At 70.8% G+C, this 25079-nt stretch carries 21 protein-coding genes; 5 read left to right on the forward strand and 16 right to left on the reverse strand.

Features of this window, described 5'->3' with window-relative positions; genetic code table 11:
* Positions 1–121: 121 nt before the first annotated feature.
* The 3 genes from NYP07_RS12465 to NYP07_RS12475 form a co-directional block, all read right to left on the reverse strand.
* Complete coding sequence (locus NYP07_RS12465; protein WP_268150886.1) at positions 122–2380, reverse strand: YgiQ family radical SAM protein; 2259 nt, start codon at positions 2378–2380, stop codon at positions 122–124.
* Between the two features lie 81 nt (positions 2381–2461).
* The gene (locus NYP07_RS12470) at positions 2462–2668 is read right to left on the reverse strand and encodes a cold-shock protein (RefSeq protein WP_268151105.1); all 207 of its coding nucleotides are present in this window, start codon (positions 2666–2668) and stop codon (positions 2462–2464) included.
* A 139-nt stretch (positions 2669–2807) separates the two neighbouring features.
* Positions 2808–3032, reverse strand: coding sequence for a (2Fe-2S)-binding protein (locus tag NYP07_RS12475; RefSeq protein ID WP_268150888.1), 225 nt, complete (start codon positions 3030–3032; stop codon positions 2808–2810).
* A 106-nt stretch (positions 3033–3138) separates the two neighbouring features.
* On the opposite strand from NYP07_RS12475, the gene bfr reads away from it, so the two are divergent.
* Positions 3139–3609 (forward strand): bacterioferritin, encoded by a 471-nt coding sequence (gene bfr / locus NYP07_RS12480; protein WP_268150890.1) that lies wholly within the window; start codon positions 3139–3141, stop codon positions 3607–3609.
* A 111-nt stretch (positions 3610–3720) separates the two neighbouring features.
* Here bfr and NYP07_RS12485 read toward each other — a convergent pair whose 3' ends face one another.
* Positions 3721–4197 carry a cyanophycin metabolism-associated DUF1854 family protein gene (locus NYP07_RS12485; RefSeq protein WP_268150892.1) on the reverse strand — a complete coding sequence of 159 codons (477 nt, stop codon included), beginning with the start codon at positions 4195–4197 and terminating at the stop codon, positions 3721–3723.
* Positions 4194–6449: a cyanophycin metabolism-associated ABC transporter gene (locus NYP07_RS12490; protein WP_378990257.1), complete on the reverse strand. Its 2256-nt coding sequence runs from the start codon at positions 6447–6449 to the stop codon at positions 4194–4196. Before NYP07_RS12490 ends, NYP07_RS12485 begins: the two co-directional genes overlap by 4 nt.
* Before the next feature lie 92 nt (positions 6450–6541).
* On the opposite strand from NYP07_RS12490, the gene NYP07_RS12495 reads away from it, so the two are divergent.
* The 4 genes from NYP07_RS12495 to NYP07_RS12510 all read left to right on the forward strand — a co-directional run bounded on the left by NYP07_RS12495 (position 6542) and on the right by NYP07_RS12510 (position 13317).
* The gene (locus NYP07_RS12495; protein ID WP_268150896.1) at positions 6542–8716 is read left to right on the forward strand and encodes a cyanophycin synthetase; all 2175 of its coding nucleotides are present in this window, start codon (positions 6542–6544) and stop codon (positions 8714–8716) included.
* Between the two features lie 10 nt (positions 8717–8726).
* Positions 8727–11312, forward strand: coding sequence for a cyanophycin synthetase (gene cphA, locus NYP07_RS12500; protein WP_268150898.1), 2586 nt, complete (start codon positions 8727–8729; stop codon positions 11310–11312).
* Between the two features lie 194 nt (positions 11313–11506).
* Positions 11507–12952: an ArnT family glycosyltransferase gene (locus NYP07_RS12505; RefSeq protein WP_268150900.1), complete on the forward strand. Its 1446-nt coding sequence runs from the start codon at positions 11507–11509 to the stop codon at positions 12950–12952.
* Entirely contained in the window at positions 12949–13317 is a 369-nt protein-coding gene (locus tag NYP07_RS12510; RefSeq protein WP_268150902.1) for a GtrA family protein, read from the forward strand. Before NYP07_RS12505 ends, NYP07_RS12510 begins: the two co-directional genes overlap by 4 nt.
* Before the next feature lie 142 nt (positions 13318–13459).
* Here NYP07_RS12510 and NYP07_RS12515 read toward each other — a convergent pair whose 3' ends face one another.
* The 11 genes from NYP07_RS12515 to htpX form a co-directional block, all read right to left on the reverse strand.
* On the reverse strand, positions 13460–14245 hold the full coding sequence (locus NYP07_RS12515; RefSeq protein WP_268150904.1) for a ChbG/HpnK family deacetylase: 786 nt from the start codon (positions 14243–14245) through the stop codon (positions 13460–13462).
* On the reverse strand, positions 14242–15198 hold the full coding sequence (locus tag NYP07_RS12520) for a glycosyltransferase family 2 protein (protein WP_268150906.1): 957 nt from the start codon (positions 15196–15198) through the stop codon (positions 14242–14244). Before NYP07_RS12520 ends, NYP07_RS12515 begins: the two co-directional genes overlap by 4 nt.
* A 26-nt stretch (positions 15199–15224) precedes the next feature.
* Positions 15225–16655, reverse strand: a complete 1431-nt coding sequence (gene pyk, locus NYP07_RS12525) for a pyruvate kinase (RefSeq protein WP_268150908.1) — start codon at positions 16653–16655, stop codon at positions 15225–15227.
* A gap of 67 nt (positions 16656–16722) precedes the next feature.
* Positions 16723–17982, reverse strand: coding sequence for a GGDEF domain-containing protein (locus NYP07_RS12530; RefSeq protein WP_268150910.1), 1260 nt, complete (start codon positions 17980–17982; stop codon positions 16723–16725).
* A gap of 97 nt (positions 17983–18079) precedes the next feature.
* On the reverse strand, positions 18080–20431 hold the full coding sequence (locus NYP07_RS12535; RefSeq protein WP_268150912.1) for an NADP-dependent malic enzyme: 2352 nt from the start codon (positions 20429–20431) through the stop codon (positions 18080–18082).
* Positions 20432–20581: 150 nt separating this feature from the next.
* A complete protein-coding gene (locus NYP07_RS12540; RefSeq protein ID WP_268150914.1) occupies positions 20582–21775 on the reverse strand; it encodes a phosphoglycerate kinase in 1194 nt (397 codons plus the stop codon).
* Positions 21776–21836: 61 nt separating this feature from the next.
* Positions 21837–22154 (reverse strand): AzlD domain-containing protein, encoded by a 318-nt coding sequence (locus tag NYP07_RS12545; RefSeq protein WP_268151107.1) that lies wholly within the window; start codon positions 22152–22154, stop codon positions 21837–21839.
* Between the two features lie 8 nt (positions 22155–22162).
* Complete coding sequence (locus NYP07_RS12550) at positions 22163–22879, reverse strand: AzlC family ABC transporter permease (protein ID WP_268150916.1); 717 nt, start codon at positions 22877–22879, stop codon at positions 22163–22165.
* 25 nt (positions 22880–22904) lie between these two features.
* Positions 22905–23663 (reverse strand): head GIN domain-containing protein, encoded by a 759-nt coding sequence (locus NYP07_RS12555; RefSeq protein ID WP_268150918.1) that lies wholly within the window; start codon positions 23661–23663, stop codon positions 22905–22907.
* A gap of 126 nt (positions 23664–23789) precedes the next feature.
* On the reverse strand, positions 23790–24167 hold the full coding sequence (locus tag NYP07_RS12560; RefSeq protein ID WP_268150920.1) for a hypothetical protein: 378 nt from the start codon (positions 24165–24167) through the stop codon (positions 23790–23792).
* A 36-nt stretch (positions 24168–24203) separates the two neighbouring features.
* Positions 24204–25058, reverse strand: a complete 855-nt coding sequence (gene htpX / locus NYP07_RS12565; protein ID WP_268150922.1) for a zinc metalloprotease HtpX — start codon at positions 25056–25058, stop codon at positions 24204–24206.
* Positions 25059–25079 lie beyond the last annotated feature (21 nt).

Below are 25079 nucleotides of genomic sequence, written 5' to 3' on the forward strand. Positions count from 1 at the left end.
GGGGGCTCCGGGCAGGGCGGCAGCCACGGCGGCGCCGGCCTCTTCGGTCAGGACGCGCAAGCGTAGTGCATCCGCGCGCGGCATGTCACGTAAAGCGCGGGCAAATGTCCCGCAGTCCCCCTCAACGCTTACCGGGTTTGCCCGGACGCGGGCCGCCCGCGCGGGTGGCGCCCGTCACGCGCGGCGGCAGGCCGGTGTGCTGGGTCAGCAGCTGGCCCTTGCGCGGCGTGGCCGGCTTGGCCGAGGTCGAGTTCTTGCGCCGCGCGCTGTCGTAGCTGCCGTCGGTGACGGGCTGGTAGCTCGGGATCAGGTGGTGCTTGCCGTTGCCGATCAGGTCGGCCCGGCCCATGGCCTTCAGGGCCTCGCGCAGCAGCGGCCAGTTGTTGGCGTCGTGATAGCGCAGGAAGGCCTTGTGCAGGCGGCGGCGGCGCTCGCCGCGCACGACGTCGACCTTCTCGCCGCGGCTGTCGTCGCGGCTGATGCCCTTGAGCGGATTCAAGCCCGAGTGGTACATGGCCGTGGCCGTGGCCATGGGGCTGGGATAGAAGGTCTGCACCTGGTCGGCGCGGAAGCCGTTCTTCTTCAGCCACACGGCGAGGTTCATCATGTCCTCGTCGCTGGTGCCGGGGTGGGCGGCGATGAAATAGGGGATCAGGTACTGCTTCTTGCCGGCCGCAGCGCTGGCCGCCTCGAACATCTGCTTGAAGCGGTCGTAGGTGGCTATGCCCGGCTTCATCATCTTGGACAGCGGGCCGCCCTCGGTGTGCTCGGGCGCGATCTTCAGGTAGCCGCCGACGTGGTGGGTGACCAGCTCCTTCACGTACTCGGGCGACTGCACGGCCAGGTCGTAGCGCAGGCCGGAGCCGATCAGGATCTTCTTGACGCCCGGCAGCGCACGCGCGCGGCGGTACATCCTGATGAGCGGGTCGTGGCTGGTGTTCAGGTTCGGGCAGATGCCCGGGTAGACGCAACTGGGCTTGCGGCAGGCGGCCTCGATCTCGGGGCTCTTGCAACCGATGCGGTACATATTGGCCGTCGGGCCGCCGAGGTCCGACACGATGCCGGTGAAGCCCTTGACCTTGTCGCGCATCTCCTCGATCTCGCGGATCACGGAGTCTTCCGAGCGGCTCTGGATGATGCGGCCCTCGTGCTCCGTGATGGAGCAGAAGGTGCAGCCGCCGAAGCAGCCGCGCATGATGTTGACGCTGAAGCGGATCATTTCCCAGGCCGGGATCTTGGTCGCGCCGTCGTGGCTGCCGGCCGCGTCCGCATAGCTCGGGTGCGGGCTGCGCGCATAGGGCAGGTCGAAGACATGGTCCATCTCCGGCGTCGTCAGCGGGATGGGCGGCGGGTTGATCCAGAGGTCGCGCGCGATGCCGTTGAAGTCGTAGCGCTGCACCAGCGCGCGGGCGTTGCCGGGGTTGGTCTCCAGGTGCAGCACGCGGTTGGCGTGGGCGTAGAGCACCGCGTCGCTCCTGACCTGCTCGTAGGCCGGCAGGCGCACGACGGTGTGGTCGCGCGGCGGCATCACGATGCGGCCGGTCTTGTGGAGGGTGATCGGCTTGGGCGCGTCGGGTTCGGTCGCGCAGGCCTCCTGCTTGATCTCCTGGTAGGGGCTGATCAGCTCGTCGACGCGGCCGGGGCGGTCCACCTCGGTCGAGTCCAGCTCGAACCAGCCGTCGGCCGACGGATCGCCGTCGCGGCGCATGAAGGCCGTGCCGCGCACGTCGGTCAGGCTCTCGATGGGCTCGCGGCGCGCCAGGCGGTGGGCGATCTCGACGATGGCGCGCTCGGCATTGCCGTAGACCAGCAGGTCGGCCTTGCTGTCCACCAGCACCGAACGGCGCACCTTGTCCTGCCAGTAGTCGTAGTGGGCGATACGGCGCAGCGAGGCCTCGATACCGCCGATGACGATGGGCACGTCCTTGAAAGCTTCCTGGCAGCGCTGCGTGTAGACCAGCGTCGCGCGGTCGGGGCGGCGGCCGCCCTCGCCGCCCGGCGTGTAAGCGTCGTCGCTGCGGATTTTCCGATCAGCCGTGTAGCGGTTGATCATCGAGTCCATATTGCCGGCCGCGACGCCGAAGAAAAGATTCGGCTTGCCGAGCGCCTTGAACGCATCGGCGCTGTTCCAGTCCGGCTGCGCAATGATGCCGACGCGGAAGCCCTGGGCCTCCAGCGTGCGGCCGATGACGGCCATGCCGAAGCTCGGATGGTCGACGTAGGCGTCGCCCGTGACGATGACGATGTCGCAGGAATCCCAGCCGAGCTGCTCCATCTCCGGCCGGCTCATGGGCAGGAAGGGCGCGGGGCCGAAGCGCTTGGCCCAGAACGGGCGGTAAGCGGTCAGCGCCTTCGGCGCGGCGGCGGGGATTGCGGACATAGCCATCAATTGTCGTTGCGCGGCCACGGAAAGCACAAAGCCCGCGCCAGGCGCGGGCTTTGTGTCGGGGCGACGCGTGAATTACAGCGCGCGGATGTTCGAGGCCTGCAGGCCCTTGGGGCCCTGCTTCACTTCGAACTCGACCTGGGCGCCTTCGGCCAGCGTGCGGAAGCCGCCGTTGTTCTTGATTTCGCTGTGATGGGCGAACAGATCCTTGCCGCCGTCGGCGGGAGTGATGAAGCCGAAGCCCTTGCCGTCGTCGAACCATTTGACGATGCCGGTTTGCATGGTGCTCATGAGAGATTCCTAGGTGTTGTTGGATCAGGATTCATCCGCAGCCCGAGCGGCTGCGGCAAAACACAACACTCAAGATCAGACGACGCGGACGCCGGCGGCCGTTGCCGACCGGAGCGTGGATTGTAAAGGCTCAGACCGCCAGCAGCGGCTGGACGGCGGCGGCCATGCCGCGGGCGCGCGGCGCACCGCCCTCGACGCGGCTCTCCTCGAAGACCGCGCAGGCGCAGTCGCGGCAGGCGCCGCAGGCCGTGGCCACGCGCAGATCGTCCTGCAGGGCCTCGAAGCTCGGGCAGCCGCTGGAGGCGGCAATCGCGATGTCGCGGTCGGAGACGCGGTGGCAGACGCAAACAATCATGGTCGGAATTTTAATGCGAATCGATCTCATTTGCAGAAAGAGCGGTTTTGCCGAGGGGCTTTCGCTGGGGATACTGCCAGCCCAGTCCCACGTTCCGGAGAGCCCCATGAAAGGCGACGCCCAGGTCATCGTCCACCTCAATCAGCAGCTCAAGCTGGAGCTGACCGCCATCAACCAGTATTTCCTGCATGCCCGCATGCTGAAGAACTGGGGCCTGGCCAAGATGGCCAAGCACGAGTACGAGGAGTCCATCGAGGAGATGAAGCACGCCGACAAGCTCATCGAGCGCGTGCTGGTGCTGGAAGGCCTGCCCAATCTGCAGGACCTGGGCAAGCTGCTGATCGGCGAGAACGCCGTCGAGACGATGGAGTGCGACCTGAAGATCGAGAAGGCCTCCCACGTCCACCTGAAGGACGCCATCGCCTACTGCGAGAGCGTGCGCGACTACGTCTCGCGCGAGATCTTCGTCGAGATCCTCGACGACACCGAGGAGCACATCGACCACCTCGAGACCCAGCTGGAGCTGGTCAAGACGGTCGGCGAGCAGAACTACCTGCAGTCGCAGATGGCTGAATAAGACCGCCCCCACGCGCTTCGCGCGCCCCCCCAAGGGGGCACTGCCAGTGGCCCGGCAAAGCCGGCTCCACGGCAGTCGCGCGAGGGGCAGTCGCGCTGCGCGCGAACCTTGCTACAAGAACCGCTCCAGCAGCCGCCTGGAATGCTTGTCCAGCGCCCAGCGGTCCGGCACCTGCAGCTGCACGCCGTGCGTGGACGTGATCAGCAGCCGGCCTTCTTCCAGGCGGCGGATGTCTTCCTCGCTCTTCAGCACGAAGTCGACCTCGCCGCGGTCGGTCTCGATGCGCCAGGTGCTGGGCGTCGCGAAGGTGTTCACGGCGATCAGGCGCTTGAGCGTCGGATGGAATTCGCGGGCGGCGAGTTCGCTCTCCAGCAGGCGGCGCGGGCCGTCGGGCAGGGCGGACAGGTGCTCGACCCAGGCCAGCTCGTGGCCATGGCTACCGACCAGGGACAGGCCTTCGTCCGGCGCCGAGATCGGGTGGGCGCGCACCGGCGTCACGCCGACGTGGGCGTCGCCGTTCAGGTCGGTCAGCACCAGCCGGCCGTTGGCATCGAGGTGCAGGTCGCGGAAGGGAAGCGTCGTGCTCATGCGTTCACCGTGTGCGCATTCGGGTTGGGGGCCACGACCATCAGGCCGCCGTCCTCGGCGGCCTCGGCGTCGACGCGGCGGGCCTGGGCCTCCCACAGGCGCCAGTAATGGCCCTGCCGGGCGATCAGCTCGTCGTGCGGGCCCAGCTCGACGATCTCGCCGCGGTCCATGACGACGAGGCGGTCGGCCTTGCGCAGCGTGGACAGGCGGTGGGCGATGGCGATGGTCGTGCGGCCCTTGACGAGGTTGTCCAGCGCGCGCTGGATCTCCTTCTCGGTCTCGGTGTCGACGGCCGAGGTCGCCTCGTCGAGGATCAGGATGGCCGGGTCGATCAGCAGCGCGCGGGCGATGGAGATGCGCTGGCGCTCGCCGCCCGACAGGCCCTGGCCGCGCTCGCCGACGAGGCTGTCGTAGCCATGCGGCAGGCGCAGGATGAACTCGTGGGCATGGGCCGCGCGGGCGGCGGCCACGATCTCGTCGCGCGTCGCGTCCGGCTTGCCGTAGGCGATGTTCTCGGCGATGGTGCCGAAGAACAGGAAGGGCTCCTGCAGCACCAGGCCGATGTGGCGGCGGTAGTCGGCCACCTTCACTCTGCGCAGGTCCGTGCCGTCGACCTTGATGGCGCCCTCGGTCACGTCGTAGAAGCGGCAGATCAGGTTCACCAGCGTGCTCTTGCCCGAGCCGCTGTGGCCCACCAGGCCCACCATCTCGCCGGGGCGGATGTCGAGGTTGAGCGTGCGGATGACGGAGCGCGAGCCGTAGCGGAAGTTGACGCCCTGCAGGGAGATGGCGCCGGTCACGTTCTCGAACGGCTGGGGGTTGACCGGGTCGGGCACGTTGGAGACGTGGTCCAGGATGTCGAAGATGCGCTTGGCGCCGGCCGCGGCCTTCTGCGTGACGGACACGATGCGGCTCATCGAGTCGAGGCGCCCGTAGAAGCGGCCGATATAGGCCAGGAAGGCGGTCAGCGTGCCCACCGTGATGCTCTGGTGGGCGATCAGCCAGATGCCGACGCCCCAGACGACCAGCAGGCCCATCTCGGTCAGCATCGCGACGCTGGGCGTGAACAGGCTCCAGGTCTTGTTCAACCGGTCGTTGACCTGCAGGTTCTTCTGGTTCGCGTCGCGAAAGCGCGTGGCCTCGCGCTTCTCCTGGGCAAAGGCCTTCACGACGCGGATGCCCGGGATGGTGTCGGCCAGCACATTGGTGATCTCGCCCCAGACGCGGTCGATCTTCTCGAAGCCGGTGCGCAGCTTGTCGCGCACGAGGTGGATCAGCCAGGCGATGAAGGGCAGCGGCACCAGCGTCGCCAGCGCCAGGCCGGGATGGATGCTGAACAGGATGAGGGCCGTCATCGCCAGCATCAGCACATCGGTGATGAAGTCCAGCGCGTGCAGGCTCAGGAACACCGAGATGCGGTCCGTCTCCGAGCCGATGCGCGACATCAGGTCGCCGGTGCGCTTGTTGCCGAAGTATTCGAGCGACAGGCCGAGCAGGTGCTCGAAGGTCGCCGTGCGCAGGTCGGCCGCGATGCGCTCCGAGACCAGGGCCAGCAGATAGGTCTTGGCCCAGCCCAGCGCCCACGAGAACAGCGCCGCGCCAAGCAGGCCGCCCAGCAGCCACATGACGAGGCCGGGGTCGATGGCCTGGCCGTTCTGGAAGGGGATCAGCACCTTGTCCATCAAGGGCATGGTCAGATAGGGCGAGACCAGCGTCGCGCCGGTCGCGCCCATCATCAGCGCGAAGCCGAGCAGCAACTGGCCCTGGTAGGGCCGCGCGAAGCGCCACAGCCGCAGCAGCACCCAGGTGCTGGGCGGCGTGCCGGCCTCGCCGAAGTCGAAGCCGGAGTCCTCGCCCTCGGCCTCGTCGTCGAGCACGACATGGCCGGCCAGGCGCTGCAGCTCGCGCTCGAAGCCGGCGGCAAAGCGCACGGCGGCCGGGTTGCAGGCCAGCGTGAAGCGCCAGCGCGCCAGGCGCCGGTCGGCGCCGAACAGCTCCATGAAGGCCAGGCCGCCGTGGTCGATGAGCCTGAGGCTCTGGCCGACGGCCAGCGGGAACTCGGCCCAGCCGCCGCCCGCGGGCTCGAAGGCCAGCAGGCGTGAATTCGTCAGCGCGATCAGCCCCTGGGCGAAGCGGCCGTCGGCGCCCAGGTCAACCTCCAGCGTGGCCACCACGTTCTCGCCGGCCAGGAGCCGCCCCTGCAGGGTGGCCATTTGCGGATGATGCGCTGTGACGGGAGGGTGGTCTTGCATGTTGTTGTTCGCTCTGACGGGCTGTCGCAATTCTCCCCGATGACTTCGGCGCACAATTCCACGCGCTTCCCGGCGCCCAACTCCCCCACTCCATGAGCAAGAAGAACGACATCCGCCTGCTGCGCATCAACTACCTGCGCGGGCCGAATATGTGGACCTACCGGCCGGTGCTGGAGGTCTGGCTGGACCTGGGCGAGCTGGAGGACTGCCCCTCCAACCTGCTGCCCGGCTTCAACGACCGCCTGACCACCGCCCTGCCCGCGCTGATCGAGCACCATTGCGGCGTCGGCGAGCGCGGCGGCTTCATCGAGCGCCTGCGCGACGGCACCTGGATGGGCCACGTGCTGGAGCACATCGTCATCGAGCTGCTGAACCTGGCCGGCATGCCCACGGGCTTCGGCCAGACCCGCTCCACCAGCCAGCGCGGCGTCTACCGCATGGTCTTCCGCGCGCGCGACGAGCAGGTCGCCCGCGCCGCGCTCGCCGAGGGCCATGCGCTGCTGATGGCCATCATCAACGCCGAGGCCTTCGACGTGCCGGCCGCCGTGGCCCGCGTTCGCGACAAGCTCGACGACTGCTACCTCGGCCCCTCCACGGCGGCCATCGTGGCCGCGGCCACGGACCGCCGCATCCCGCACATCCGGCTCAACGACGGCAACCTCGTGCAGCTCGGCCACGGCCAGCGCCAGCGCCGCATCTGGACGGCCGAGACCGACATGACCAGCGCCATCGCCGAGGGCATCGCCGGCGACAAGGACCTGACCAAGACCCTGCTCAAGGCCGTCGGCGTGCCGGTGCCGGCGGGCCAGGAGGTCAAGACCGCCGCCGAGGCCTGGGAGGCGGCCCAGGACATCGGCCTGCCCGTCGTCGTCAAGCCCAGCGACGGCAACCACGGCCGCGGCGTCACGCTGGACATCTCGACGCAGGCCGACTGCGAGGCCGCCTTCAAGCTGGCCGATGCGCACGGCTCGTCGGTGCTGGTGGAAAGCTATATCCGCGGCAACGAGCATCGGCTGCTCGTCGTCGGCGGCCAGGTCGTGGCGGCCTCGCGTGGCGAGGCGGCCTGGGTCCACGGCGACGGCCGCCAGACGGTCACCCAGCTCGTCGACAGCCAGATCAACGTCGACCCACGCCGCGGCCTGACCGAGGACTTCCCGCTGAACCGCATCCGGGTCGCGGAAGACGGCGTCATCCTGCTGGACCTGCAGCGCCAGGGCCTCACGCCCGAGTCCGTGCCGGCCGCGGGCACGGCCGTGCTGATCCAGCGCAACGGCAATGTCGCGATCGACTGCACGCCCGAGGTCCACCCCGAGGTCGCCCACGCCGTGTCGCTGGCCGCCCGCACCGTGGGCCTGGACATCGCCGGCGTCGACCTCGTCACCGAGGACATCTCCAGGCCGCTGGCCGAGACCGGCGGCGCCATCGTCGAGGTCAACGCCGGCCCGGGCCTGCTGATGCACCTCAAGCCGGCCAGCGGCGCGCCCCAGCCCGTGGGCCAGGCCATCATCGACCACCTGTTCGCCGAGGACGAGTCCGGCCGCATCCCCATCGTCGGCGTCGCCGGCTCGCGCGGCGGCCACCAGATCACCCGCCTCGTCGCCTGGCTGCTGCACCTGAACGGCCGCCACGTCGGCCTGGCCTGCAAGGACGGCCTGTTCCTCGGCACGCGCCGCGTCGAGAAGCGCGACAGCGCCTGCTGGGACGCCGCCCACCGGCTGCTGATGAACCGCGGCGTCAACGCGGTCGTCGTCGAGAACGACGCCGCCTCCATCCTGCGCGACGGCCTGGCCTACGACCGCGCGACGGTCGGCGTCGTCACCGACCTCGACGGCATCGCGGCCCTGGCCGAGTTCGACGTGCAGGACGCCGACCAGCTCTACAAGGTGCTGCGCACCCAGGTCGACGTCGTGCTCAGCGACGGCGCCAGCGTGCTGAACGCGGCCCACCCGCGCCTCGTCGACATGGCCGAGCTCAGCGACGGCGAGGTCGTGTTCTATGCCGAGGACGGCACGCTGGAAGCCATCCGCCACCACCGCGACCGCGGCGGCCGCGCCGTCTTCCTGCGCGGCGGCGCCGCCGTGCTGGCGCAAGGCCCGGCCGAGACGCCCGGCGCCAACATCGAGGCCCTGCTGCGCCGCTTCGGCAGCAACGCGACGGACGCCGCCACGCTGCTCGCCGCCGTCGCCGCCGCCTGGGCCCTGGGCATCTCGCCCGAGCTGATCGCCGCCGGCCTCGACACCTTCGTTCCCGACCTCCACCTGGCATAAACAAGAAACCATGGACGTTTCCCGCACCCGCGCGCTGCGCGGCCCGAACATGTGGAGCCGCCACACGGCCATCGAGGCCGTCGTGCACTGCGCCGACACCGAGCGCTCGCTCGAACGCCTGCCCGGCTTCGAGGCCCGCCTGCGCAAGCTCTTCCCCACCATCGGCGAGCTGCGCGCCGACGCCTCTCTGGCCCAGGTGCTGGAGCAGGCCGCGCTGGCCCTGCAGGCCCAGGCCGGCTGCCCGGTCACCTTCAGCCAGACCCACGTCACGCCCGAGGCCGGCACCTACCAGATCGTCATCGAATACAGCGAGGAAGACGTCGGCCGCCTGGCCTTCGAGCAGGCGCTGAAGCTCGTGCTCGCGGCGCTCAATAGTGACGGTAGCGGCGGCGAGTTCGACGCCGACGCCGTCATCGCGCAGCTGCGCGAGCTGGACGAGGACATCCGCCTCGGCCCCTCCACCGGCTCCATCGTCAATGCGGCCATCGCCCGCGGCATCCCCTTCCGCCGCCTGACGCAGGGCAGCCTGGTGCAGTTCGGCTGGGGCGCCAAGCAGCGTCGCATCTGGGCCGCCGAGGTGGACGCGACCAGCGCGGTCAGCGAATCCATCGCCCAGGACAAGGACCTCTGCAAGCGCCTGCTGCAGGCCGCCGGCGTGCCGGTGCCCACGGGCCGGCCGGTCGACTCGCCGGACGACGGCTGGGCCGTCGCGCAGGAGATCGGCCTGCCCGTCGTCGTGAAGCCTCAGGACGGCAACCAGGGCAAGGGCGTGACGGTCAACGTCGCCACGCGCGAGCACTTCGACAGCGCCTACAAGGCGGCCGACGAGATCGGCCCCGTGATGGTCGAGAAGTTCCTGCCCGGCTCGGACTACCGGCTGCTCGTCATCGGCGACAAGCTCATTGCCGCCGCGCGCCGCGACCCGCCCCACGTCATCGGCGACGCCGTGCACACGGTCAAGCAGCTGGTTGACAAGGTCAACGCCGACCCGCGCCGCGGCGATGGCCACGCGACGTCGCTGACCAAGATCCGCTTCGACGACATCGCCGTCGCGCGGCTCACGCAGCAGGGCCTCAGCCCCGAGTCCGTGCCCGAGAAGGGCCAGCGCGTCATCCTGCGCAACAACGCCAACCTGTCCACCGGCGGCACGGCCACCGACGTGACGGACGACGTGCACCCCGAGGTCGCCGCGCGCGCCATCGCCGCGGCCCAGGTCGTGGGCCTGCACGTCTGCGGTGTGGACGTGGTGGCCGAGAGCGTGCTGCGCCCGCTGGAAGAAATCAGCGGCGGCATCGTCGAGGTCAACGCGGCGCCGGGCCTGCGCATGCACCTCAGCCCCAGCTTCGGCAAGGGCCGCAACGTCGGCGAGGCCATCGTCGGCCACCTGTTCGGCGGCTCGCAGAAGTCCGGCGGCGCGGCCGAGGACGGCCGCATCCCCGTCGTGGCCGTCACCGGCACCAATGGCAAGACCACGGTCACGCGCCTGATCGCCCATCTGTTCGCCAGCTGCGGCCTCAAGGTCGGCATGACCAACACCGACGGCGTCTACGTCGACGGCCGCCAGATCGACAGCGGCGACTGCTCCGGCCCCAAGAGCGCCCGCAATGTGCTGATGCACCCCGACGTCGAAGCCGCCGTGCTGGAGACGGCGCGCGGCGGCATCCTGCGCGAAGGCCTGGGCTTCGACCGCTGCCAGGTCGCCGTCGTCACCAACGTCGGCGCGGGTGACCACCTGGGCATGAACTTCCTGCACACGGCGGAAGACCTGGTGCTGGTCAAGCGCGTCATCGTGCAGAACGTCGCGCCCAACGGCTATGCGGTGCTGAACGCGACCGACCCGCTGACGGCGCAGATGGCCGCCATCTGTCCCGGCCAGGTCATCTACTTCGCGGCCGACCGCCACCACCCGCTGATGGCCACGCACCGCGCCCAGGGCAAGCGCTGCGTCTATGTCGACGGCGACCAGCTCGTCGCGGCCCAGGGCGTCTGGCGCGAGAGCATCCCGCTGCGCGACGTGCCGCTGACGCGCGGCGGCCTGATCGGCTTCCAGGTCGAGAACGCGATGGCCGCCGTGGCCGCGGCCTGGGCCGTGGGCCTGGACTGGGACACCATCCGCCGCGGCGTCGGCAGCTTCGCCAACGACGCCGACAACGCGCCGGGCCGCTTCAACGTGATGGACTACAAGGGCGCCACCGTGATCGCCGACTACGGCCACAACGGCGACGCGATGAAGGCCCTGGTCGGCGCGGTGGCCGCGCTGCCGGCGAACAAGCGCAGCGTCGTCATCAGCGGCGCGGGCGACCGCCGCGACGAGGACATCCGCGTGCAGACCGAGATCCTCGGCGCCGCCTTCGACGAGGTCGTCCTCTACGAAGACGCCTGCCAGCGCGGCCGCGCGGCCGGCGAGGTCGTCGCGCTGCTGCGCCAGGGCCTGCAGGGCGCCGCGCGCACCCGGCACGTCGAGGAAATCGTCGGCGAGTTCATCGCCATCGACCGGGCGCTGGCGCGCCTGCAGCCGGGCGACCTCTGCCTGGTGCTGGTGGACCAGGTCGAGGAGGCGCTGGCCCATCTGGCCCGGCGCATCGCCGAGGCCTGAGGCTTGGCCGCATGGGCCTGGGCGCGGTCAGCGCCCGGGGCCAAGCCATAATCCGCGCGGGCGCCGCCGGGCCATGGTGGCGCCGGATCCATGCCGCTCCGGCCTGCATTCGAACCGCTTCGCGCCTGCCACGAAACCCGCGACGAACCGCCAGCCGGTGGCAGGCGCCGTCCCCCTCTCACTAGGCCGCCGCGATGCGTTCAATTGCCGACTTCACCCGCCGCCTGCCGCCCTGGTGGCCCCTCGTCCTGCTGGCGCTGTGGCTGGTCGCCACGGCCGGCTGGCGGCCCGTGGCCCTGCCCGACGAAGGCCGCTACGGCGGCGTGGCCTACGAGATGCTGCGCAGCGGCGACGGGCTGACGCCAACTCTGTTCGGCATGCCCTATTTCCACAAGCCGCCGCTGATGTACTGGATCGACATTGCGGCCCTGAAAGTGCTGGGGCCCCATGCACTGGCCCTGCGCATGGCGCCGCTGGTGGGCGCCTGGGTGATGGGCCTGGCACTGTGGATCGAGGCCGGTGCGCGCTACGGGCACGACGGCGCATGCAAGGCGCTGGCCGTGCTGGCCGTGCTGCCGCTCTTCTACCTCGGCAGCCAGTACGCCAACCACGACATGCTGGTGGCCGGCTGGATCTCGCTGGCCGTCGCCGCCGCGCGGCGTGCGCTGACGCCGCAGCGGCGCAGCCTCGCCTGGCTGTGCACGGCCTGGGGCGCGATGGCCCTGGCCCTGCTGTCCAAGGGCCTGATCGGCGTCGTGCTGCCCGGCCTCATCGTTGCCCCATGGCTGCTGGCGAACCGCCGCTGGGCCGACCTGCGCTTCGCGCTGCACCCGCTGGCCCTGCTCGTTTTCGTCGCCATCGCGCTGCCGTGGATGGTGGCCATGCAGCAGCGCTACCCGGGCTTCTTCGACTACTTCATCATCGAACAGCATTTCGCCCGCTACACCGAGGCGCGCTTCAACAACCCCCAGCCCTGGTGGTTCTTCCTCGTCGTGCTGCCGCTGGGCACGCTGCCGCTGAGCCTGCGCCTGCCCGGCGCGCTGCGCCGCACGGGCTTCGACCTCTGGTGGGTCGTCGTCATCCTGGCCTTCTTCTCGATGCCGCGCTCCAAGCTGGTCGGCTATGTGCTGCCGGCGCTGCTGCCGCTGGCCCTGCTGCTGTTCGAGGCCTGGCGCGGCCGGCGCGGCGAGCGCGCGGCCTGGGTCGTCGCGGCGCTGGTCTGCGTGCTCACGGTGCCCGCCGTCGTGTACTGGGGCCGCCCCGATCATTCGGACGTCGGCACCGCGCTGCGCGAGCGCCTGGCGCCGGGCGACCGCGTGCTGCTGACCGGCGGCTCCTTCTTCGACCTGCGCCTGCAGGCCCGCCTCGACGCGCCGCCCGCCGTGCTGGACGACTGGGAGGCGCTGCGCAGCCGGGGCGGCGACAGCTGGCGGCAGGAGCTGCTCGACGCGGCCCGCTTCGACCCCGCGCGCGGCGACGAGGTGCTGTGGACGCCGGCCCGGCTGGCCCGCGAACGCTGCCAGGCAGGCCGCATCTGGCTCGTGGCCGCGCCCGCGGACGCCCTGCCCGACGCGCGGCCCGTGTTCACCGGCCGCCGCGCGACGCTGTTCGAGCTGCCGCCACCCGCCAGTTGCCCATGAAGCGGCTGGCGCGCTACGCGAGCGTCGGCGTCGCCGCCACGGCGGCGCACTATGCGCTGCTGGTGCTGGTGGTCGAGGCCTGGCACTGGCCGGCCTGGCTGGGCTCGGGCGCCGGCGCGCTGCTCGGCGCGCAGATCGCGTTCTGGGCCAACCGGCGCTACACCTTCGACCACCGCGGCCCCTGGTGGCCCGCCTGGTGCCGCTTCCATGCGACGGCCGGCGCGGGCGCGCTGCTCGGCATGCTGCTGGTGGACGCCGGCGTGCGCGCCGGGCTGCACTATCTGCTGGCCCAGGGCGCGGCGACCCTCATCGTCATGCTGGCCAGCTTCGCGGCCAACCGGGTCTGGACCTTCGGGCAGCGCTGAAGCAAGGTGCTCGCCCAGCCCCGCATCGCTGAACGCGGGCGAGTCTGGTCGGTCCCCCGCGGGACGAGGCTGTTTGCGGCATTGAGCCGCAAACAGCCTCAGGTGGGCCGGCTTGGGAGTGGCCCGGCGCTCGGCCCGGAAATCAGCGGCTCAGTTCGACGCCAAACTCCGCCAGGTCAGCCGCGAAGGCCTCGCCGGCCAGATAGGCCATCTCGTTGACCCGCGCCGCGCCGATCGGGTCGCCGGCATCGGGTTCGCCCAGCGCCGGGTGGCAGAACAGCAGCGCGCCGTCGGGCGCGGCGGCCAGCCAGCCGCGCATCAGCGCACGGTAGTCGGCCCGCGGGTCGAAGCCGTAGACGCCCACCAGGGCCGTCGCGGATGCCACATGGCTCGCACGCATCTCGGCCGCCAGCGCGCGGCCCCCGCAGGCCTCGATGACGCGGCGCTTGAACGCGAAGCCCTGGCCCGGCAGCCGGCCGGTGTTGCGCAGCGGCACGCCCAGGCTGCGCGCGGCCGCCAGCGCATGAGGGCGCACGCCGGGCAGCGCATGCACATGCTGGTGACCGTCGATGAAGGCGGGCGGACGGCCCGTGACGGCGACGAAGCGCTGCAGCTGGGCCTGGAACTCGTCGGCCACCGCGGCCGGCAGCCGGCGCAGGAAGGCCTGCGCGATGACGCTGCCGAGGGACGGGAAGCGCGGCCAGTGGCGGCGCAGCGCGGCGCTGAGCGGCTCGCCCTCGGTCAGGTTGAAGTGCAGGCCGGCGTCGGCCGGCACGTCGCGCAGGGCCGGCCCCGCCTCGGCCCAGCGCGGCGCCGTGACGAGGGCGCTCAGCGCCGTGACGCGGCCCTGAGCGGCCAGCGCCAGGATGCCGCGGTCCACCGCGGAGCCCTGGCCGTAGTCGTCCGCGCAGACGGCGAGCCGCTTCACCGCGGCTCGCCCGTGTCGTGGGCGACGACGTAGACCGGCCGCTGCTTGACCTCGTCGAAGATGCGGCCGACGTACTCGCCGATGATGCCGATGGACAGCATCTGGATGCCGCCGAAGAACATCAGGCCGACGACCATGGTCGCCCAGCCGGGGATCTGGTCGCCGAAGATCAGGTGCTCGACGACGATCCAGGCGCCATAGCCCAGGCCTCCGAGCGCCACCATGGCGCCCAGGCCGCTCCAGATGCGCAGCGGCATATTGCTGAAGGCGGTCACGCCGGTCAGCGCCAGCCGGATCAGGCGGCGCATCGAGAAGCTGCTGCGGCCGCCGGTGCGGGCCTGCGGCGTGTAGGGCAGGAACTCGGTGCGGAAGCCCACCCAGGCGTACAGGCCCTTCATGAAGCGGTTGCGCTCGGGCAGCGCGTTCAGCGCGGCGACGACGCGCCGGTCCAGCAGCCGGAAGTCGCCCGCGTCGGGCGGGATCTGCAGCTGCGAGGACGCGTTGACGATGCGGTAGAACAGGCTGGTGCCCAGGCGCTTCAACGCACCCTCCTCGTCGCGGTTGGCGCGCACCGCGCAGACCGTGTCGGCGCCGCGCTGCCAGGCCGCGTCCATCTGCGCGATCAGATCGGGCGCATGCTGGCCGTCGGAGTCCATCAGCAGCACGCGGTCGGCATCGGCCACGGCCAGGCCGGCGGTCAGCGCGGCCTCCTTGCCGAAGTTGCGCGACAGGCGCAGATAGCGGATGGGCGTGCCCGCCGCGATGGCCTGCTGCACGACGGCCGGCGTCGCATCGGCGCTGCCGTCGTCCACGATGATGAGGCGCCAGCGCGCCGACAGCGGCTCCAGCACCTGGGCGAGCATGGGCAGCAGCTGCGGCAGCGAGGCCGCCTCGTTGTAGGCGGGCAGCACCACGTCGAGGCTGGCGCGGGCGGGGCGGGGTTCGGTATGCATGCGCGCATTGTCCGCGCGCCGGCGGGTCAATTGACCCTGCAGACCTTCAGCATGTTGGTGCCGCCCGGGTAGCCCATCGGCTCGCCGCAGGTGATGGCATAGGTGTCGCCCGGCATCAGCGCGCCGCGCTCGACGAGGATCTTCTCGGCCGCGGCCAGGGCCACGTCGCGGTCGTCGAACTTGGGCATCAGCAGCGGGCGCACATTGCGGTAGAGCGCCATCTTGCGCTGGCTGATCGGCTGCGTCGTCAGCGCGTAGATGGGCACCTGGATGCGGTGGCGGCTCATCCACAGCGCCGTCGAGCCGGACTCGGTCAGGGCCAGGATGGCCTTGCAGCCGAGGTGGTAGGCCGTGAACAGCGCGCCCATCGCGATGGACTGGTCGATGCGGCCGAACTGGCGGCCGGCGAAGTCGGTGTCGAGGCTGACGAACTCGGCGCGCTCGGCCTCCAGCGCGATGGCGGCCATCTGCTCGACGGTCTCGATGGGGAATTTGCCGGCGGCCGTCTCGGCCGACAGCATGACGGCGTCGGTGCCGTCGAGCACGGCGTTGGCCACGTCGCTGACCTCGGCGCGCGTGGGCACCGGGTTCACGATCATGGACTCCATCATCTGCGTGGCGGTGATGGCGACCTTGTCGAGCTCGCGGGCCATCTTGATCATGCGCTTCTGCAGCGCCGGCACGGCCGCGTTGCCGACCTCCACGGCGAGGTCGCCGCGCGCCACCATGATGCCGTCGCTGGCCTTCAGGATGGCTTCGAGATGCGGGATGGCCTCGTAGCGCTCGATCTTGGCGATCATGGCCGGCTTGTGGCGGTAGGGCTCGCCGGCCACGTTGGCCAGCTGGCGCGCCATCTCCATGTCGGTCGCGTTCTTCGGGAAGCTCACGGCCAGGTATTCGCACTGGAAGGACATCGCGGTCTTGATGTCCTCCATGTCCTTGCCGGTCAGCGCCGGCGCGGTCAGGCCGCCGCCCTGCTTGTTGATGCCCTTGTTGTTGGACAGCTCGCCGCCGAGCTTGACGACGGTGTGCACCTGGGCGCCGCGCACGGCCTCGACGGTCAGCACCAGCAGGCCGTCGTTGAGCAGCAGCGTGTCGCCGGGCTTCACGTCGCGCGGCAGCTCCTTGTAGTCGAGGCCGACGATGTCCTGGTTGCCGAGCTCGCTGCGGTCGGCGTCGAGGATGAAGGGCGTGCCGGGCACCAGCTCGATCCTGCCGTTCTCGAACTTGCCGACGCGGATCTTGGGGCCCTGCAGGTCGGCCATGATGGCCACCGACTTGCCGACCTTCTCGGCCACGGCGCGGACCATGGTCGCGCGGTCGATGTGGTCCTGGGCCTTGCCGTGCGAGAAGTTCAGCCGCACGACGTCGACGCCGGCGCGGATCATTCGTTCCAGCACCTCCGGCGTGTTGGAGGCGGGGCCGAGGGTGGCGACGATCTTGGTGGCGCGGGTCATGGCTGGTCTCAACTGATCTGGGGCGGCGGAATTATGGGCCGCCGAGCCCGCCGGAAGTTTCGCGCCGTTACGCGCGCGCGGCCCGCTCCACGCGGTCGCGGCCGGCATGCTTGGCGCGGTACATGGCCTGGTCGGCCTCGCGCATCGCGAGATCGATGCCGGCCTCGTCGTTGGCCTGGGCCACGCCCCAGCTCGCCGTCACGGCCAGCCCGGCCGGCCATTCGACCTGGGTCAGCGCCTGGCGCAGCCGCTCGGCCACGCCGGCCGCCTCGGCGGCCGAGGTCTGCGGCATCACGATGACGAATTCCTCGCCGCCCCAGCGCGCCAGCAGGTCGTCGCGCGGCAGGTTGGCGCGCAGCGTGCGGGCCAGATGGACCAGCACCTGGTCGCCGACGTCGTGGCCATGCTCATCGTTGATGCGCTTGAAGTGGTCGGCATCGACGAAGACGACGGCCAGCGGGAACACCTCTTCGCCCTGCACCTGATGCAGCAGTTCCAGCGCATGGTAGAGGCCGTCGCGGTTGGCGACGCGCGTCAGCGGATCGCGCTGCACGAGCTTTTCCAGCGCCTGCGAGCGCGTCAGCGAGGCCTGCAGCCGCCGCCGCGTGTGCCAGCTCTCCCAGCCGAGATAGGCCAGCAGGCTGCCCATCCACAGGCCGACCAGGCCGAGGCGGAAGCTCTCCGGCGCGATCCAGTTGCCGATCAGCTCGGCGCGCGCCAGCCGCAGCAGGTGCTCGCCCGACGCCGACTCGCCGCCGGTGCTGACGCTGAAGATGCGCACCCGGTCGAGCTCGGCGCCCTGCAGTTCGTCGGGCAGTTGGTGATCCTGTGCCCACCAGGTGGCGACGACGAACTGCGACAGGCGCAGCTCGATGGGCATCTGCCGGTTGCCGGGCGTCAGCACCACCTCGTGCGGTTTCAGGTCGGGGTGGGGGCCGCTGCCGGCATAGGCCGGGTTGTAGTTGCGCAGGAAGACACGCACCTGATCCGGCGCGCCGTTGTGCGTGGGGCCTTCGGCGCGCAGCCACAGCCGGATGCGGCTGAAGCGGTTCAGGTCCAGCCCCGGGGCGTCGAACTGGATGACCATCTCGCAGAAGGGCCACTGGTAGGTGCTGCGTAGCCGGCAGCGCACGGCCGGCCCGTGGCCGTCGTCGGGCAGCAGCGTGGCCTCGCTGTTGCCGCCGCTCTCGTCGTCACTGTAGACGAGCAGGCGCTGGCCGGCGCCGTGCCCGTCGAGCACGAGGGTGTGCATCGTCCAGTGTTCGTTGGCATAGAGGCCGACGAAGGTGAGGACGACGAGAACCGCGAGCAGCCAGCGCAGCACCATGGGCCGATTGTGGCCGGGCGAGTGCGCCGCAGGCTTCTCGCAAGCCCGGGGCGGCGGGCGCGGAGCGTGACTTCGGTCAGGGTTGTGCGCCGCAACCTCAGCGGCCGGCGCGCACCTCGCAGACGTCGGCCGCGGCCAGCGCCGTCATGTTGACGATGCGGCGCACGGTGGCCGAGGGCGTCAGGATGTGCACGGGCCGGGCCGCGCCGAGCAGCACGGGGCCGATGGTCACGCCCTGGCTGACGCTGATCTTCAGCACGTTGAACAGGATGTTGGCGGCGTCCAGCGTCGGCAGCACCAGCAGGTTGGCCGCGCCGCTGAGCTTGCTGTCGGGCAGGAAGGCCTGGCGCACGCTCTCGGACAGCGCCGCGTCGCCGTGCATCTCGCCGTCGCACTCCACGTCGGGGCGGGCGGCCGCGAACAGCTCGTGGGCGCGGCGCATCTTCAGCGCCGAGGGCCGCGTGCTGGAGCCGAACATCGAGTGGCTGACGAAGGCCAGCTTGGGCGGCAGGCCGAAGCGGCTGACCTCGTCGGCGGCCATCGCGGCGATGTCGGCCAGCGCCTCGGCGCTGGGGTCGTCGTTGACGAAGGTGTCGGTCAGGAAGAGGGTCATCCGGTCCAGCATCAGCGCGTTCATCGCGGCGAACTGGCGCGCGCCGGCGCGCAGGCCGACGAGGTCGCGCACCTGCTCCAGGTGGCGGTCGAAGCGGCCGACCATGCCGCAGATCATCGCGTCGGCGTCGCCGAGCTCGATGGCGAGCGCGCCGATGGCCGTGTTGGAGCGCCGCACGGCCGACTTGGCCATCTCGGGCGTCACGCCGCTGCGCTTCATGCGCGCGTGATAGGCCTCCCAATACCGGCGGAAGCGCGGGTCGTCCTCGGGGTCGATGACGGCCACGTCCGCGCCGAGCTTCAGGCGCAGGCCGGCGCGCTGGATGCGCGCCTCCAGCACGGCTGGGCGGCCGATCAGCGTGGGCCGGCACAGGCCCTCGTCCAGCGCGACCTGCACGGCGCGCAGCACGCGCTCGTCCTCGCCCTCGGCGTAGATGACGCGGGCCGGCGCGCCGGCCGCCGTCATCGCCTTGGCGGCGGAGAACACCGGGCGCATGAACATGCCGGTCTGGTAGACGAAACGCTCCAGCGACTGGCGGTAGGCGTCCAGGTCGGCGACCGGCCGCGTCGCCACGCCGTCCGCGGCCGCGGCCCTGGCGACGGCGGGCGCGATGCGCAGGATCAGGCGCGCGTCGAAGGGCTTGGGGATCAGGTAGTCGGGGCCGAAGGCCAGCTCCTGGCCGGCGTAGGCGGCAGCCACCTCATCCGAGGTCTCGGCCTTGGCCAGCGCGGCGATCTCGCGCACGCAGGCCAGCTTCATGCCTTCGGTGATCCGCGTCGCGCCGCAGTCCAGCGCGCCGCGGAAGATGTAGGGGAAGCACAGGACGTTGTTGACCTGGTTGGGGTAGTCGCTGCGGCCGGTGGCGACGATGCAGTCCGGCCGCACGGCCTTGGCCAGCTCGGGGCGGATCTCGGGCTCGGGGTTGGCCAGCGCCAGGATGATGGGCTGGCAGGCCATGGTCTTGACCATGTCGGTGGACAGGACCCCGGCGGCCGAGCAGCCGAGGAAGACATCGGCGCCGGCCACCACATCAGCCAGCGTGCGGGCCTTCGTGACCTGGCAGTAGCGCTGCTTGGACTCGTCCAGCCTGCCGGCCCTGGCGTCCTCGCGCTCGCTCTGGATGAGGCCGCGCGAGTCGCAGACGAAGACGTTCTCGCGCTTCACGCCCAGGCCCACCATCACGTCCAGGCAGGCGATGGCCGCGGCACCGGCGCCGGACACGGCGACCCTGACCTTGGTGATGTCCTTGCCCACCAGCTCCAGCCCGTTCAGCAGCGCGGCCGACGAGATGATGGCCGTGCCGTGCTGGTCGTCGTGGAAGACCGGGATGTTCATGCGCTTGGACAGTTCGCGCTCGATGTAGAAGCACTCGGGCGCCTTGATGTCCTCGAGGTTGATGCCGCCCAGCGTCGGCTCCATGGCCGCGATGATGTCGATGAGCTTGTCCGGGTCGCGCTCGGCCAGCTCGATGTCGAACACGTCGATGCCGGCGAACTTCTTGAACAGGCAGCCCTTGCCTTCCATGACCGGCTTGGCCGCCAGTGGGCCGATGTCGCCCAGGCCTAGCACAGCCGTGCCGTTGGTGATGACGCCGACGAGGTTGGCGCGCGACGTGAACTCGGCCGCCAGCGACGGGTCGCGCTCGATGTCCAGGCAGGGATAGGCCACGCCCGGCGAATAGGCCAGGGACAGGTCGCGCTGGTTGGACAGCGCCTTGGTCGGCGTGACCGAAATCTTGCCGCGCGTCGGCGCGCGGTGGTACTCGCGGGCGGCGTCGCGCAGCGCGGCTTCGGCGGGCGCGAGTTCGGAAGGCAGGGGAGCGTTGTTCTTTTCCATGACTGCGGGTCTTCAGAGCGGAACCTGCGAGGTTACGCCCGGTTTCGGCCCGCCGCCGATGCCGGTTTGCTGGCGCTCCATGCCGAAGCCGATATCGCCCAAAAACGAAAGGCCCCGGTCGGGGCCCTTGGGCGTCGGGGGTGTCGGCGATCAGCCGGCGGCGCGCCGGCCGAGGATCTCGAAGGCCGGCAGGGTCTTGCCCTCCAGCACCTCCAGGAAGGCGCCGCCGCCGGTGGAGATATAGCCCACGTCCTTCTCGATGCCGTACTTGGCGATGGCCGCCAGCGTGTCGCCGCCGCCGGCGATGCTGAAGGCGACGCTCTCGGCGATCGCGCGGGCGATGGCCTCGGTGCCATGGGCGAAGGCATCGAACTCGAACACGCCGACCGGGCCGTTCCAGACGATGGTGCCGGCCGCCCTGAGCTTGTCCGCCAGCCTGGCGGCCGTCTTGGGGCCGATGTCGAGGATGAGGTCGTCGTCGTCCACGTCGGTGGCCGCCTTGACGGCCGCAGTCGCGCCGGCCGCGAAGGTCTTGGCGGTCACGACGTCCTCGGGAATGGGCACCTCGGCGCCGCGCGCGGCCATCGCCGCCATGACGGCCTTGGCCTGGTCGACGAGGTCGGGCTCGGCCAGCGACTTGCCGATCTTCAGGCCGGCGGCCAGCATGAAGGTGTTGGCGATGCCGCCGCCGACGATGAGGCCGTCGACCTTGCTCGCCAGGCTCTGCAGGATGGTCAGCTTGGTCGAGACCTTGGAGCCGGCGACGATGGCCACCAGCGGGCGGCGCGGGTTGGCCAGGGCCTTGGTGATGGCGTCGATCTCGGCGGCCAGCAGCGGGCCGGCGCAGGCGACCCTGGCGTACTTGGCGATGCCATAGGTCGTGGCCTCGGCGCGGTGGGCGGTGCCGAAGGCGTCGTGCACGAAGATGTCGCACAGCGCCGCGAGCTTGCGGGACAGCTCCTCGCTGCACTTCTTCTCGCCCTTGTTGACGCGGCAGTTCTCCAGCAGCACCAGCTGGCCCGGCGCCACCGAGACGGCGTCCACCCAGTCGCGCTGCAGCGGCACCGGGCGGCCCAGCAGCTCGGCCATGCGCTCGGCCACCGGGGCCAGCGAGTCCTCGGGCTTGAACTCGCCTTCGGTCGGGCGGCCGAGGTGGGACGTGACCATGACGGCCGCGCCCGCGTCCAGCGCCATCTTGATGGCGGGCAGCGAGGCACGGATGCGGGTGTCCTCGGTGATCCTGCCGTTGTCGTCCTGCGGCACGTTGAGGTCGGCGCGGATGAAGACGCGCTGGCCGGCCACCTTGCCGGCGGCGATCAGGTCGGAGAAGCGGATGACGTTCATGGTCGGGCGATGCAGTTGAGAAGAACTGGCCCGATTCTCGCCGCCCGCGCGCGCATGCCGGTTACCAGCCGAGTCCGAGCCTGAGCGGCAGCATCACCGCCATGCCGACCAGGATGGTGCCGAGGATGCCGCGGCGCCAGAAGTAGTAGGCCGTCGCGGCCAGCGCGGCGGGCCAGCGCGCGTCCTGCCAGGTCGTGATGACGTGGCCCTGGGTCATGAAGACCTCGGGCGCGACGACGGCCACCAGGGCCGCCAGCGGCGCGACCTTGAGCAGCTCGCGCAGCCAGTCGGGGATGGGCAGGGGCCGGTCGCCGATCATGAAGAAGCCGCGCGTCAGCACCGTGACGCCGGCCAGGCCGAACAGCGCGATCCAGGTCATCAGCTCGCTCACTTGGCAGACCTCCGTGCATCCAGCCACCAGCCCACCGCCCCGGCCGCGACGATGGCACAGAGGATGTTGAGCTTGAGCGGCAGCGAGTAGGTCGCGATGGACACCGCGCCGGCCGTGACGGCCACCCACCACAGCGTCTTCTCGGCCAGCAACGCGTAGGAGATGCCCAGCAGCGCCAGCACGCCGGCGAAGCCGATGCCCCACTGCGGCGGGATGCGGTCGGCCAGCAGGATGCCGGCGAAGGAGCAGGCCTGCCAGGTCGGCCAGTTGACGGCCACGCCGCCCCAGAAATAGCGCAGCTGGCCCGGCGCCGGAGCGGCGTCGGGATAGCGCTTCACGAAATAGGCGAAATTCAGGTCGGCCGCGAAGTACGTCGTCACCAGCCGGCGCGCGCGGGGCAGGTGGCCGAAGTAGTGGCGCCACTGCGCACTGAAGATGACAAAGCGCAGATTGACGCAGAAGGCCGTGGCCAGCAGCACCCACAGCGGGGCGCCGGCAGCGATCAGCGGCAGGGCCGTCAACTGGGCGCTGCCGGCAAACACCAGCAGCGACATGCCCATGGCCTGAGGCAGGCTGAGCCCAGCCTTCACCATCGTGACGCCCGCGACCAGGCCCCAGGCGGCCAGGCCCAGGGAGGGCGAGGCCATGTCGCGCGCGCCGCTGCGGAAATCGGGGTCGGCCGCGAGCGCGCGCAGCCTTGCAGTCAGACTCATGCCGCCATTGTCGGCGGGTTAGGGATCACTGGCCGATTCGGCGGACCTTGCCACTGCCGGCGATGGAGCTGGAGATTTCCGGCGAGCCGGCGTACCTCACGTCGCCGCTGCCGGCAATGCTGACATTGAGCCGCTTCGTCGCCTGCACCAGCGCATCGCCACTGCCGGCGATGCTGACCTTGACCTCCTCGGCGGCCAGCTCGGCGGCCTTCACGCCGCCGCTGCCGGCGATGGCGACGGTGGCGCTGCCCGCGCGGCCCGCCGCGACGATGTCGCCGCTGCCGCTGACCTTCATGCCCAGGCGCTCGGCGTCCAGGCCGGCGAAGCGGATGTCGCCCGAGCCGGCGATGGCCGCGTCGACACCGCCGGTCTTCATCGCCTCGACCTTCACGCTGCCGGAGCCGGCCACGGCCACGGCGCGCAGCGTGGGCATCTCGAGGCTCAGGCCGGAGTTGTTCGACGTGGACAGGTCGACGCCCTTCTTCGGCCCGATCTCCAGCGTGCGGCCCCTGCTGCCCTCGACGACGCGGGTCTCGATATAGGGCAGCAGATTCCTGTCGGCCCTGACCTCGACCTTGTTGCCCTGGCCCTGGCGGATGACGACGCGGAAGCCGCCGGCCAGCGCCACGGCGTCGAAGGCGCCGGTCTCGCGAACCTCGGTGGCGACATCGCCGTTGCCGGTGATGCGCTCGCCGCTGCCCCAGCCCCAGGCCTGTGCGGCGGTCGTGGCGGCCAGCGCGGCGGCGAGGCCGGCGATGGTGAAGAGGCGGCGGGTGGTGTTCATGGCGGGCTCCATCGGGTTGCGATGGGCCGCATCTTGGCCAGCCGGCCGGGGCCGGTCGAGGCCGGCGCGACGATGCGCCGGATCGGGGGCACGAAATGCGGGCGGCGCGGCCGGGCCGGCGCCGCGTCAGTGGCCCCTGGCCTTGTCGGCAGGCTTGTCGGCCGCCTTTTCCGCCGGCTTCTCGGCGGGCTTGGCAGCCTCTTCTTCGTCGGCCTTGGCCTTGGCGGCGCCCGGTCGCGGCACGACGGGCACGATGCCCTCGAGCTTGTTGTCGCGCATATAGGCGTCCATATCCAGCCAGCCGGCGTAGACGGCGGCCTTCTGGGCCTTGGGATTGAGGGTGTAGCAGTCCTCGATGGCGCGCATCGCATGCCGGCAGGCGCTGCCGATGGCCTTGCCCTCGGCCTCCTTGGCGGCGGCCAGCTTGACGGGGTCGTCGATGCCGAGCTGCTCGCAGGCGCTCAGGGCCGCGAGCAGGGGCAGGGCGAGAAGAAGGCGCTTCATCGTGTCAGGTATCGGCCGCGGCGGCGCCAACTTGAGTCAGTGCCCGCCGCCGCGGGCCATCGCGAGCAGGCGCTGGATGCGCTCCTCGGTCGGTGGATGGGTCGCGAACAGGCCGGCGATGCCGCCGCCGGACAGCGGGTTCATGATCATCATCTGCGCCGTCTCGGGATGGGCCTCGGCGGGCACGAGCGGGATGCCCTGGGCGACGCGGTGGATCTTGTCGAGCGCCGCGGCCAGTGCGGCCGGGTCGCCGGAAATCTCGGCGCCGCCGCGGTCCGCCTCGAACTCGCGGGCGCGGCTGATGGCCATCTGGATCAGGCTGGCGGCCAGCGGCGCGAGCAGCGCGATGGCGATGCCGGCGATGGGGTTGGTCGGCCGGCCGTTCTCGTCGCGGCCGCCGAAGAAGGCGGCGAAGTTGGCCAGCATCGAGATCGCACCCGCCATCGTCGCGCTGACCGTGCTGATGAGGATGTCGCGGTGGGCCACATGGGCGAGCTCGTGGGCCATCACGCCGCGCAGCTCGCGCTCGGACAGCAGGCGCAGGATGCCGGTCGTCGCGGCGACGGCCGCATGCTCGGGGTCGCGGCCGGTGGCGAAGGCGTTGGGCGCGTCCTCGTCGATGAGGTAGACCTTCGGCATGGGCAGGCCGGCGCGCTGCGACAGCTCCTGCACCAGGCGGTAGAACTGCGGTGCGCTGCTCTCGTCGACCTGCTGGGCGTTGTACATCCTCAGCACCATGTCGGCCGAGAACCAGTAGCTGAAGAAGTTCATGCCGACGGCCACCAGCAGTGCCACCAGCATGCCGGTCTGGCCACCGATGTAGGAACCGATGACCATGAACAGCGCCGTGATGGCGGCCATCAGCACGGCGGTCTTCACGAGGTTGAACATCTTGCGGACTCCAGGGTGCAG

Source organism: Pelomonas aquatica (genome assembly GCF_026712205.1).
Lineage (GTDB): Bacteria > Pseudomonadota > Gammaproteobacteria > Burkholderiales > Burkholderiaceae_C > Pelomonas > Pelomonas aquatica.

Bases quoted from the DNA above. Each gene is read 5' to 3' on its own strand.
- NYP07_RS12465 (WP_268150886.1), bottom strand. From the start codon at position 2,380: ATGTCCGCAATCCCCGCCGCCGCGCCGAAGGCGCTGACCGCTTACCGC.
- NYP07_RS12470 (WP_268151105.1), bottom strand. From the start codon at position 2,668: ATGCAAACCGGCATCGTCAAATGGTTCGACGACGGCAAGGGCTTCGGC.
- NYP07_RS12475 (WP_268150888.1), bottom strand. From the start codon at position 3,032: ATGATTGTTTGCGTCTGCCACCGCGTCTCCGACCGCGACATCGCGATT.
- bfr (WP_268150890.1), top strand. From the start codon at position 3,139: ATGAAAGGCGACGCCCAGGTCATCGTCCACCTCAATCAGCAGCTCAAG.
- NYP07_RS12485 (WP_268150892.1), bottom strand. From the start codon at position 4,197: ATGAGCACGACGCTTCCCTTCCGCGACCTGCACCTCGATGCCAACGGC.
- NYP07_RS12490 (WP_378990257.1), bottom strand. From the start codon at position 6,449: ATGCAAGACCACCCTCCCGTCACAGCGCATCATCCGCAAATGGCCACC.
- NYP07_RS12495 (WP_268150896.1), top strand. From the start codon at position 6,542: ATGAGCAAGAAGAACGACATCCGCCTGCTGCGCATCAACTACCTGCGC.
- cphA (WP_268150898.1), top strand. From the start codon at position 8,727: ATGGACGTTTCCCGCACCCGCGCGCTGCGCGGCCCGAACATGTGGAGC.
- NYP07_RS12505 (WP_268150900.1), top strand. From the start codon at position 11,507: ATGCGTTCAATTGCCGACTTCACCCGCCGCCTGCCGCCCTGGTGGCCC.
- NYP07_RS12510 (WP_268150902.1), top strand. From the start codon at position 12,949: ATGAAGCGGCTGGCGCGCTACGCGAGCGTCGGCGTCGCCGCCACGGCG.
- NYP07_RS12520 (WP_268150906.1), bottom strand. From the start codon at position 15,198: ATGCATACCGAACCCCGCCCCGCCCGCGCCAGCCTCGACGTGGTGCTG.
- pyk (WP_268150908.1), bottom strand. From the start codon at position 16,655: ATGACCCGCGCCACCAAGATCGTCGCCACCCTCGGCCCCGCCTCCAAC.
- NYP07_RS12530 (WP_268150910.1), bottom strand. From the start codon at position 17,982: ATGGTGCTGCGCTGGCTGCTCGCGGTTCTCGTCGTCCTCACCTTCGTC.
- NYP07_RS12535 (WP_268150912.1), bottom strand. From the start codon at position 20,431: ATGGAAAAGAACAACGCTCCCCTGCCTTCCGAACTCGCGCCCGCCGAA.
- NYP07_RS12540 (WP_268150914.1), bottom strand. From the start codon at position 21,775: ATGAACGTCATCCGCTTCTCCGACCTGATCGCCGCCGGCAAGGTGGCC.
- NYP07_RS12545 (WP_268151107.1), bottom strand. From the start codon at position 22,154: ATGACCTGGATCGCGCTGTTCGGCCTGGCCGGCGTCACGGTGCTGACG.
- NYP07_RS12550 (WP_268150916.1), bottom strand. From the start codon at position 22,879: ATGAGTCTGACTGCAAGGCTGCGCGCGCTCGCGGCCGACCCCGATTTC.
- NYP07_RS12555 (WP_268150918.1), bottom strand. From the start codon at position 23,663: ATGAACACCACCCGCCGCCTCTTCACCATCGCCGGCCTCGCCGCCGCG.
- NYP07_RS12560 (WP_268150920.1), bottom strand. From the start codon at position 24,167: ATGAAGCGCCTTCTTCTCGCCCTGCCCCTGCTCGCGGCCCTGAGCGCC.
- htpX (WP_268150922.1), bottom strand. From the start codon at position 25,058: ATGTTCAACCTCGTGAAGACCGCCGTGCTGATGGCCGCCATCACGGCG.